General features: G+C 61.5%; 2 protein-coding genes and 1 pseudogene. 1 reads left to right on the top strand and 2 read right to left on the bottom strand.

Going from position 1 to position 1,478, the window contains the following annotated elements:
* Positions 1 to 202 (top strand): annotated as a pseudogene (locus tag ENZ74_RS31575) (thymidine phosphorylase); the annotation flags it as partial.
* 86 nt (positions 203 to 288) lie between these two features.
* Here ENZ74_RS31575 and ENZ74_RS31570 read toward each other — a convergent pair.
* Positions 289 to 852 carry a TIGR02281 family clan AA aspartic protease gene (locus ENZ74_RS31570; protein ID WP_024502797.1) on the bottom strand — a complete coding sequence of 188 codons (564 nt, stop codon included), beginning with the start codon at positions 850 to 852 and terminating at the stop codon, positions 289 to 291.
* Positions 853 to 1,076: 224 nt separating this feature from the next.
* Positions 1,077 to 1,478 (bottom strand): uracil phosphoribosyltransferase (gene upp / locus ENZ74_RS31560; RefSeq protein ID WP_127313289.1); only part of this gene is annotated, 402 nt, incomplete at its 5' end.

Below are 1,478 nucleotides of genomic sequence, written 5' to 3'. Positions count from 1 at the left end.
GATCGACCCTGCGGTCGGCATCACCAGACTATTGCCGGTCGGTGCGGAGGTTGGGATCGGCGAGCCGCTGGCGCTGATCCATGCCCGCTCATCGGCCGATGCCGAGGCCGCCGCGGCAACCGTGCTTTCGGCCTATATGGTCGGTGCCTCGAAGCCGCCCGCCGACAAGTCGGTCATCCGGCGGATTCTGCCGCGCGGCTAGAGCAATTCCAGGAAAAGTGTGAAACGGTTCTCCCTGGGAAAAAGCGCATAGCGCTTTCCCTTGGGAATTTGGGAAAACGAATAGCCTTACTGGACGAGCAGCAGCGTGCCGTTCTCGACCTGGTATTTGTCGAGCCGGTTGAGGAAGCTCATGCCGATCAGATTGGTGCGCAGCGCCCTGTCGTCGAGCACGATGGTCTGGACGTCATTGACGGTGATGCTGCCGATCTGCAGGCGGTCGATCATGGCCACAGCCGCCTTGATGGTGCCGTTGGCGGTGTTGACCTCGCGGTTGAAGTCGGAAGCGTTCAGCGACAGGCCGATCCTGCGTGCCGTCGAAATGTTGATGGCGACCAATGTAGCGCCGGTGTCGATCATGCCGTCGACCTGACGTCCGTTGAGCTTGAAGGGTGACGAGAAATGCCCGCGTTCGTCTGCCGCGACGAGGACCTTGCGGCCCATCGGCAGCGGTGCCGCGGGCTTGTTGGGCACCGATGCCAGATTGACGTTCGGCTGGGCTTCGACCGCTTGTTTGCCCGGCACCGCCGACCTCAGCAGGTTTTCGACGAGTTGCGGATTCGACTGATACACAATCGGTATCGATGCCGATGTACCGGCGAAAACGGCGAGGATCAGAAGTTTGCGCAGCATGGATCGGCCTCGCCGCATGACCCCGAAAATCGGGAACGATTTTCGGAAAGGCTCATGCACAAAATCAAAGTGCTACAGCGTCCTTTGCGCGTCCGAAACGGACGCGCGGCGCTGTAGTGACAGCCGATCGTTAAGCCCGGATGGTGTTTGCCGCTTTAACGCGCGCCAAAACCGCGCCTTTTCGTAAATATTTGGTAAATCGTACCAGGCGACTTGGTCTGATATTACTTGGTCCCGTACATGCGGTCGCCGGCGTCGCCGAGGCCGGGCATGATGTAGCCCTTCTCGTTGAGCTGGCGGTCGATCGAAGCGGTGAAGACGGGAACGTCCGGATGCGCCTTGATGAAGCGCTCGATGCCTTCGGGCGCCGCCAGCAGGCAAAGGAAACGGATGTTGGTGGCGCCGCGCTCTTTCAGCTTGTCGATCGCCGCGATCGCCGAATTGGCGGTGGCCAGCATCGGATCGACGACGATCACCAGCCGGTCGGCGAGGTCGCTCGGCGCCTTGAAGAAATATTCGACCGCCTCCAGCGTTTCGTGATCGCGGTAGAGACCGACATGGGCGACGCGCGCCGCCGGCACCAGGTCGAGCAGGCCTTCCAGCAAGCCGTTGCCGGCGCGCAGCAC

The organism is Mesorhizobium sp. M7A.F.Ca.CA.002.15.2.1, from assembly GCF_003998715.1.
Taxonomy (GTDB): domain Bacteria; phylum Pseudomonadota; class Alphaproteobacteria; order Rhizobiales; family Rhizobiaceae; genus Mesorhizobium; species Mesorhizobium ciceri.
The sequence above is the reverse complement of the archived record's forward strand: the minus strand, read 5'-3'. Positions and strand labels throughout refer to the sequence as shown.